Source organism: Promicromonospora sp. NPDC060271 (assembly GCF_042726755.1).
In the GTDB taxonomy this organism is placed as follows: Bacteria; Actinomycetota; Actinomycetes; order Actinomycetales; family Cellulomonadaceae; genus Promicromonospora.
In genome coordinates this window covers 1-7,666 of record NZ_JBHXBG010000228.1, presented here as the reverse complement: position 1 = coordinate 7,666, position 7,666 = coordinate 1, and the positions used below count along the sequence as shown (strand labels likewise).

Sequence of the window (7,666 nt, the reverse complement as noted above, 5' to 3'; positions counted from 1 at the left end):
GCCCGTCGACGCGGGCCGGCCCGGCCACCGAAGCGAAGGATCCACGATGACGACCATCTCCAGCCCGCTGCGAGCCGCGGCTCCGGCACCACCACCACCGTCACGCCCGAGCCCGCGCCGCACCCGGCGGCGCACGCCAAGGGACTGGCTGCGTGAGGGCGGTCTGAGCACCCTGATCATCGCGAGTCCGATGATCCTCGTGTTCGGCGTCTTCTCCTGGTTCCCGATCGGCCGCGCGCTCGTCATGAGCCTCCAGGAGACGAACCTCGTCACCGCTCCCGAGTTCGTGGGGCTCGACAACTTCGTGTTCGTGCTGCAGGACCCGCTGCTGGGCAAGGCCGTCCAGAACACGCTGTGGTTCGCGCTGCTCGCGCTCGTCTTCGGCTACCCGCTGCCGCTGGCCGCCGCGGTACTGATGAGCGAGGTGCGGCGGATGCGGGGCCTCTTCTCCGCGCTGGCGTACCTGCCCGTCGTCGTGCCGCCCGTCGTGGCGGTGCTGCTGTGGAAGTTCTTCTACGACGCCTCCGACACCGGCGTCTTCAACACCATCGCGGGCTGGGTCGGGCTCGGCCCCTACCCCTGGCTCCAGGACGCCGGCAGCGCCATGCCGTCGCTCGTCCTCGAAGCGACCTGGGCCGCCGCGGGCGGGACGGTGATCATCTACCTCGCCGCGCTCGTCGGAGTGCGGACCGAGCTCTACGAGGCCGCCGAGGTCGACGGCGCCGGCGTGTGGCGCAAGGTCTGGCACGTGACCCTCCCGCAGCTGCGCGGCGTCCTCTTCATCACGCTGATCCTGCAGATCATCGGCACCTCACAGGTGTTCCTCGAACCGTTCCTCTTCACCGGGGGCGGCCCCAACAACGCGACCCTCACGATCCTGATGCTCATCTACGACTACGCGTTCGGGAGCAGCCTCGGCGGCAACTACGGTGCCGCGACCGCCCTGAGCCTGATGCTCGCGGGCGTCCTTGCCGTCCTCTCCGCGGTGTACTTCCGCGTGACCCGACCCTGGAGCAGCTGACATGGCAGCCACCGCCGAACGCGGCATCGTCTCGGCCCACGACCGGCGCCGGCCGAGCGTACGGGCCGCCCTCGGCGTCCTGCAGGGCGGCCTGCTGGTCACCCTCGTCGTCGTCGGGCTCGGGCCGATCCTCTGGCTCGCGAAGGCCGCCGTCACCCCGACGCAGGACACCCTGCGCGAGCCGCTCGGGCTGTTCCCCACCGGGGTCGACTGGGCCAACCTCGCCACCGCGTGGAACCGGGCCGAGATCGACCACTACTTCGTCAACACGCTCGTCGTCGCGGCAGGCGCCTGGTTCTTCCAGCTCCTGGTGGCCACCACCGGCGGCTACGTGCTGTCGGTGCTGCGGCCCCGGTACGGCAACGTGATCCTCGGGCTCGTGCTCGCGACGCTCTTCGTACCGTCCGTCGTGCTCCTCGTACCGCTGTACCTGACCATCCTCGACGTCCCGCTCGTCCACATCAGCCTGCTCAACACGTTCTGGGCGGTCTGGCTGCCCATGGGCGCCAGCGCCTTCAACGTCCTGCTCGTCAAGCGGTTCTTCGACGGCCTCCCGCGGGAGATCTTCGAGGCCGCCCGCGTCGACGGCGCCGGACCCCTCCGGCTGCTGTGGAGCATCGTGCTGCCGATGTCGAAGCCCATCCTCGGCGTCGTCTCGGTGTTCGCCGTCATCGCCGCCTGGAAGGACTACCTCTGGCCGCTGCTGGTCCTCCCGGACCCGGTCCACCAGCCGCTCTCCGTCCGGCTGCCCGCCATCGCCCCGTACCTGGAGCTCGACGTGTTCCTCGCGGCGCTCGCGATCTCCACGGTGCTGCCGATCGCCCTCTTCCTCGCCTTCCAGCGCCTGTTCCTCAGCGGCGCCGGACTGGGCGGCGCGGTCAAGGGATAACCCCTCGGCCGGCCGCCGGCACCTGTGGACGAGACGGGGTGCGTGTCGGTGGTCCGGCTTAGGATCGAACGTGTGACCAGCCTTCCCGACGCCCCTCCCCAAACCACCGACATCCCCGAGGTCGAGGAACTTCTCGACCTCGCCGTCGGTGAGCTGGGCGGTGGGCGCCGGGACGGCCAGCACCGCATGGCCGTCGCGGTCGGCGAGGCCATCGAGAAGGGCGAGCACCTGCTCGTCCAGGCGGGTACCGGCACCGGAAAGTCGCTCGGCTACCTCGTGCCCGCCGTCCGGCACGCGGTCGCCGCCGACAGCAAGGTCATCATCTCGACGGCGACCCTGGCCCTCCAGCGCCAGGTCATCACGCGCGACCTGCCGCTCGTGGCCAGGGCTGTGACGCCGCAGCTCCCGCGCGAACCGAAGATCGCGCTGCTCAAGGGCTGGCACAACTACCTGTGCGTGCACAAGATCGGCGGCGGGTACCCCGCCGACGAGCCCACCCTGTTCGACCTGCCCGGCGGCGAGGACCACCCGCGCACCGAGGAGCCCGCGGCTTCCGGCGGCGCTCGCGGCCGGCGCAGGGACGACGGCGCGACGCTCGCCGACCATGTCCGCCGCCTGCACGAGTGGGCGAACGAGACGGAGTCGGGAGACCGCGACGACCTGGTCCCGGGCGTGCCGGACCGGGCCTGGCGCCAGGTGTCCGTGACGGCGCTGGAGTGCCTGGGCGGCAAGTGCCCGATGCTCGCCGAATGCTTCCCCGACAAGGCGCGGGCCGCCTCCCGGGAGGCTGACGTGGTCGTGACCAACCACGCGATGCTCGGCATCGCGGCCACGGGCAGCCCGGGCGTCCTGCCGGAGCACGACGTCGTGGTGGTGGACGAGGCGCACGAGCTCACCGACCGGGTCACGTCCTCGGCGACCGTCGACCTGTCCATGGCGTCGGTGGAGAACGCCGCACGCCTGGCGCGGCGGCACGCGGGCACCAACACCGACGCCCTGGACGCCGCGGCGCAGGCGCTGGGGACGTTGCTGGTGACGGCCCCCGCCGAACGGTTCCCGAGCGGCCTGCCCGACGAGCTGCGCCTGGCGGTCGGCGCGGTGCGCGACGCGGCCCGCGAGGTGCTGAGCGCGCTGAAGCCGGAGGCGAGCGGCGGCAAGGGCCAGGCCCCCGCCCAGCCCGAACCCGGCCTGAAGATGGCCCAGGGCGCCATGCTGCAGCTTTTCGAGACCGCCGAGCGCATGGCATCCGAGGACACGACCGCCGACGTGCTGTGGTGCTCGCGCCCGGACAACGCCTGGGGCAGCTTCGGCGACAACGTGACCCGGCTGCACGCCGCGCCGCTGCACGTGGCAGGACTGATCCGCACCCATCTGCTGGGCGAGGCGACGGGCGTCTTCACGTCGGCCACGCTCGCGCTCGGCGGAACGTTCGAGCCGGTGGCGGGCACGCTCGGCCTCAACGGCGCGGACGCCCCGCCGTGGCAGGGCCTCGACGCCGGCAGCCCGTTCGACTACCCGCGCCAGGGCATCCTGTACATCGCGCGGCACCTGCCCGCGCCGGGTCGCGAGCCGACGACGGAGGCGCAGCTCGACGAGATCGCGGAGCTGATCACCGCGGCTGGGGGTCGCACGCTCGGGCTCTTCTCCTCGCGCCGTGCCGCGAACGCCGCGGCCGAGGCCATGCGCGAGCGGCTGGACCTCCCGATCCTGGCGCAGGGCGACGACCAGCTTCCGACGCTCGTGCGCGAGTTCGCCGAGGATCCGCAGGCGTGCCTGTTCGGCACGCTGTCCCTGTGGCAGGGCGTGGACGTGCCCGGCCCGTCGTGCCAGCTCGTCCTGATCGACCGCATCCCGTTCCCGCGCCCCGACGACCCGGTCAAGGCAGCGCGTGCCCGCGCGATCGAGCAGGCGGGCGGCAACGGGTTCATGGCGGTGTCGGCGCAGCACGCGGCGCTGCTGCTCGCGCAGGGCGCCGGGCGTCTCGTGCGGAGCAAGGACGACAGGGGAGTGGTCGCGGTCCTCGACCCGCGCCTCGCGACCGCCCGCTACGCGTCGTTCCTCACCCGCTCGATGCCCGGGTTCTGGCCGACGACCGACTCCGCGCTGGTCCGCGCCGCGCTGGCGAGGCTCGACACCTGATCTGGCTCGACACCTAGTCTGGGGGTATGGCAGCCCTTTCGGACATCCCGGCCGCACGGTCCTCCGGCGCCCGCACCACCAAGCTCGCGGTGGTGGGCGCCGGCGCGGTGGGTTCCACGCTCGCCTTCGCCGCGCTCGCGCGGGGCTCGGCGCGGACCATCGCCCTGCACGACGTGAACCGGGCGAAGGTCGAGGCCGAGGTGCTCGACCTCCGGCACGGCCTCATGTTCACGCCCCAGGTGCAGGTGATCGGCTCGGACGACGTCGCGGTGTGCGCGGACGCCGACGTCGTCGTCGTGACCGCCGGGGCGAAGCAGAAGCCCGGGCAGACCCGCATCGACCTCGCCGAGGGAACGATCGGGCTGATGCGCGAGATCCTGCCCGGCCTGGTCGACGTCGCCCCGCACGCCACGTACGTGATGGTGACCAACCCCGTCGACGTCGTGACCTACGCGGCGCTCAAGATCTCCGGCCTGCCGCGCGAGCGGATGTTCGGCAGCGGCACCGTCCTGGACTCCTCCCGGCTGCGCGTCGTGCTCGCCGAGCGCTGCGGCGTGGCGGTGGGGAACGTGCACGCGTACATCGCCGGAGAGCACGGCGACTCGGAGATCGCGCTGTGGAGCTCGGCGTCGATCGGCGGCGTGCCGCTGCTCGACTGGGAGCCGCTGGGCGGCAACCCGCCGCTCGACGCCGCTGTACGCACCGAGGTGCACCGCGAGGTGGTCGACTCCGCGTACCGGATCATCGCCGGCAAGGGGGCGACCAACTACGCCGTCGGCCTGGCTGCCACCCGCATCATCGAGGCGGTGCTCAAGGACGAGGGCCGGATCATGCCGGTGTCCTCGCTGCTGGACGACTACCACGGCATCGGTGACGTGTGCCTGTCCGTGCCGTCCCTCGTGGACCGGCGTGGTGTCACGGACAACGTGCGGGTGCCGATGTCCGACGACGAGCTGGCCGGCCTTCGTGCCTCGGCGGACAGCGTGCGGGCCGTGCAGAGGCGCTTCGGCTTCTGACAAGACTGGCGAGGTAGAGCGCCTGTCCACCCTTCGCAAGGCTCACCTTGCAGAGGTGGACAGGTGCTCCACCTCGCGGTCCCGTCAGAGGCTGCGCAGCACCGCGACCACGCGGCCGAGGATCTGGGCCTCGTCACCGGGAATCGGCTCGTAGGCAGGGTTCTGCGGCAGCAGGAACACGTGCCCGTCGGTCTGCTTGAACGTCTTGACCGTGGCCTCGCCGTCGATCATGGCGGCGACGATCTCGCCCTGCTCCGCGACGTTCTGCTGTCGTACGACCACCCAGTCCCCGTCGCAGATCGCGGCGTCGACCATCGAGTCGCCGGCGACCTTGAGGAGGAACAGCTCACCGTCGCCCACGAGCTGGCGGGGGAGCGGGAACACGTCCTCGACGACCTGCTCGGCAAGGATGGGGCCACCGGCCGCGATACGACCGACGAGCGGCACGTACGACGGCGGCGGGGTGCCGGCGTCGTCGGGAACGGAGCCACCCCAGTGGACCTGGCCGCTACGGCGTGGCTCGGGCCAGTGGATCTCGCCGCGTGTCGGCTTGTCGACCTGCTCGGCCATCGGCTCCACGAGCTCCATGGCGCGCGGCCGGTTGGGGTCGCGGCGCAGGAAGCCCTTCTTCTCGAGCATCTGGAGCTGGTGCTTGACGCTCGACGGGCTGGCCAGCCCGACGGCCTCGCCGATCTCGCGCATCGACGGCGGGTAGCCCCGCGTCTCGAACGACTGCCGGATCGTGTCCAGCACGAGGCGCTGCCGTTCGGTGAGGCGGTCTGTCGGCGAGATCGTGTGCACGTCGGCGACCGCCTTGTCGCCTGGCGCGTCCAGCGTGGCGACGCCGGAGGCTGCCGTGTCGACGGCTCTCGTGTCGCTGGTCCCGTCCCGTCCCGTCATGCCCGTGCCCCTCCCGTTCCGACAAATGTTCTCCTGTGCGCTACCCACTCTAGGTCACAAATGCGCTCGGCTCAAACGAATGTTCGAGCGTGTCTCGACATGGACGGTGTCTCGTGCTACACAATGGTACGGGCGTTCGACGAACGCTTGTATGAACGACGAAAGCTCTGCACACTTCGAGGAGGGGCCATGGGGGACGTGATCCCGCTGCGGCAGTACACCCCGACGTATGAACCGGCGTATGCGCCGTCGTATGGCCGGGCGTACACGCCGGCGGCCCGACCGGCCGCGGTTCGTGCGTACACCCCGACGGAAGGGCGCACGCTCGCCGACCGGCTGGGCCTGGCCGGCCTGCGGCTCACCCGGCGCGGCCGCGTGGTCCTCGTGCTGCTGGCCATGCTCCTGCTCGCTCCGATGGTCACGTGGGGGGCCACGGCGGTCGCCAGCTCCCCCGGGGAACCCGTCGAGGTCCGGGTGCACGCGGTCCAGCCGGGTGAGACGCTCTGGGGCTTCGCCGAGGAGGTCGCGAGGCCCGGCGAGGACGTGCGTCACGCGGTGGCGAGGCTGCAGGAGCTGAACGAGATGTCGACGGGCAGCGTGCGTGTCGGGGAGCTGCTGCTCCTGCCCAAGGAGTGACCGAAGGCCTCGATTCGCCGACGAATGTTGCGGCTATGTTGCAAGGGGGTGGTTTGCCCGCTTACGGTCGGGGCGCGACCGGAGGCCTCCGGTCGATGGTCGACCACGCAGGAGTGAGCATGCACTGCCCGTTCTGTCGCCACGCCGACTCGCGTGTGGTGGACTCGCGGACTGCCGACGACGGCCTGTCGATCCGGCGCCGACGGCAGTGCCCGAACTGCAACCGGCGGTTCACCACCGTGGAGACCGCGAGCCTTTCCGTGGTCAAGCGCTCCGGCGCCACGGAGCCGTTCAGCCGCGACAAGGTCGCCGCGGGTGTGCGCAAGGCGTGCCAGGGACGCCCGGTGAGCGACGACGACCTGGCGATCCTGGCCCAGCGCGTCGAGGAGACCCTGCGGAGCAACGGCAGCGCGGAGATCGACGCGTACGAGGTGGGCCTCGCCATCCTCGGCCCGCTCCGCGAGCTCGACGAGGTGGCCTACCTCCGGTTCGCGAGCGTCTACCAGGCATTCGACTCGCTCGAGGACTTCGAGAGCGCGATCACCTCGCTCCGTGCCGAGCGCGCCGAGCGGGCGGCCGCTCAGGCCTAGGAGTCCGTGGGCCCGCCGCACCGCCGTCGGCAGCGGTCGCCTCGGTGGTCTCCAAAAATGTTGGCACCTGGCGGTGCGGTGGTGCAGGCTGGGGCCGACGACGGACCCGATCGAGGGACCCCCGGAACAAGAGGAGGTGATCGGTGTGACGGACGAGAAGCCCAATGCCGAGGTGGCCGAGACCAAGGGCGCTGAAGCGCCGAAGGTCGCGACAGCGCCGAGCACGGACGCGAAGGCGAAGTTCAAGGAAGCTCTGGACCGCAAGAACGCGGCCCGGAGCCGGACCTCCGCGGGCGATGTGAACACCGGTGCGGTGCACGGCTCGGAGACGACCGGCCCTGTGCAGAAGATGTTCCGCCGCAAGTCCGGCTGATCCTCGGTGGTGGAGGCCGGCCGACAGGTTATAAATCCAGTAGGGGGGCCTTGTTGGACCGCCAACACGGGAACCAACAACCCCCACCGAACAACAGGAAGG

The 7,666-nt window shown here is 71.2% G+C and carries 8 protein-coding genes; 7 read left to right on the top strand and 1 reads right to left on the bottom strand.

Going from position 1 to position 7,666, the window contains the following annotated elements; translation table 11 throughout:
* Positions 1–46: 46 nt before the first annotated feature.
* From ACFWE2_RS23535 to ACFWE2_RS23520, 4 genes are all read left to right on the top strand, one after another.
* Positions 47–1,021: a carbohydrate ABC transporter permease gene (locus ACFWE2_RS23535; protein ID WP_377226633.1), complete on the top strand. Its 975-nt coding sequence runs from the start codon at positions 47–49 to the stop codon at positions 1,019–1,021.
* 1 nt (position 1,022) lies between these two features.
* Positions 1,023–1,910 carry a carbohydrate ABC transporter permease gene (locus tag ACFWE2_RS23530; protein WP_377226632.1) on the top strand — a complete coding sequence of 296 codons (888 nt, stop codon included), beginning with the start codon at positions 1,023–1,025 and terminating at the stop codon, positions 1,908–1,910.
* 72 nt (positions 1,911–1,982) lie between these two features.
* Positions 1,983–4,049, top strand: coding sequence for an ATP-dependent DNA helicase (locus ACFWE2_RS23525; protein ID WP_377226631.1), 2,067 nt, complete (start codon positions 1,983–1,985; stop codon positions 4,047–4,049).
* Positions 4,050–4,075: 26 nt separating this feature from the next.
* Positions 4,076–5,065 carry an L-lactate dehydrogenase gene (locus tag ACFWE2_RS23520; RefSeq protein ID WP_377226630.1) on the top strand — a complete coding sequence of 330 codons (990 nt, stop codon included), beginning with the start codon at positions 4,076–4,078 and terminating at the stop codon, positions 5,063–5,065.
* Between the two features lie 84 nt (positions 5,066–5,149).
* On the opposite strand, the gene lexA is transcribed toward ACFWE2_RS23520, so the two are convergent.
* Positions 5,150–5,965, bottom strand: coding sequence for a transcriptional repressor LexA (lexA, locus tag ACFWE2_RS23515; protein WP_377226629.1), 816 nt, complete (start codon positions 5,963–5,965; stop codon positions 5,150–5,152).
* Between the two features lie 189 nt (positions 5,966–6,154).
* On the opposite strand from lexA, the gene ACFWE2_RS23510 reads away from it, so the two are divergent.
* The 3 genes from ACFWE2_RS23510 to ACFWE2_RS23500 all read left to right on the top strand — a co-directional run bounded on the left by ACFWE2_RS23510 (position 6,155) and on the right by ACFWE2_RS23500 (position 7,564).
* A complete protein-coding gene (locus tag ACFWE2_RS23510) occupies positions 6,155–6,601 on the top strand; it encodes a LysM peptidoglycan-binding domain-containing protein (RefSeq protein ID WP_377226628.1) in 447 nt (148 codons plus the stop codon).
* Between the two features lie 119 nt (positions 6,602–6,720).
* Positions 6,721–7,191, top strand: coding sequence for a transcriptional regulator NrdR (nrdR, locus tag ACFWE2_RS23505; RefSeq protein WP_357446087.1), 471 nt, complete (start codon positions 6,721–6,723; stop codon positions 7,189–7,191).
* Between the two features lie 145 nt (positions 7,192–7,336).
* A complete protein-coding gene (locus ACFWE2_RS23500) occupies positions 7,337–7,564 on the top strand; it encodes a DUF5302 domain-containing protein (protein ID WP_377226627.1) in 228 nt (75 codons plus the stop codon).
* Positions 7,565–7,666 lie beyond the last annotated feature (102 nt).

What these genes read in the sequence shown, in the direction of transcription:
- ACFWE2_RS23535 (WP_377226633.1), top strand. Translation starts at nt 47, where the DNA reads ATGACGACCATCTCCAGCCCGCTGCGAGCCGCGGCTCCGGCACCACCA.
- ACFWE2_RS23530 (WP_377226632.1), top strand. Translation starts at nt 1,023, where the DNA reads ATGGCAGCCACCGCCGAACGCGGCATCGTCTCGGCCCACGACCGGCGC.
- ACFWE2_RS23520 (WP_377226630.1), top strand. Translation starts at nt 4,076, where the DNA reads ATGGCAGCCCTTTCGGACATCCCGGCCGCACGGTCCTCCGGCGCCCGC.
- lexA (WP_377226629.1), bottom strand. Translation starts at nt 5,965, where the DNA reads ATGACGGGACGGGACGGGACCAGCGACACGAGAGCCGTCGACACGGCA.
- ACFWE2_RS23510 (WP_377226628.1), top strand. Translation starts at nt 6,155, where the DNA reads ATGGGGGACGTGATCCCGCTGCGGCAGTACACCCCGACGTATGAACCG.
- nrdR (WP_357446087.1), top strand. Translation starts at nt 6,721, where the DNA reads ATGCACTGCCCGTTCTGTCGCCACGCCGACTCGCGTGTGGTGGACTCG.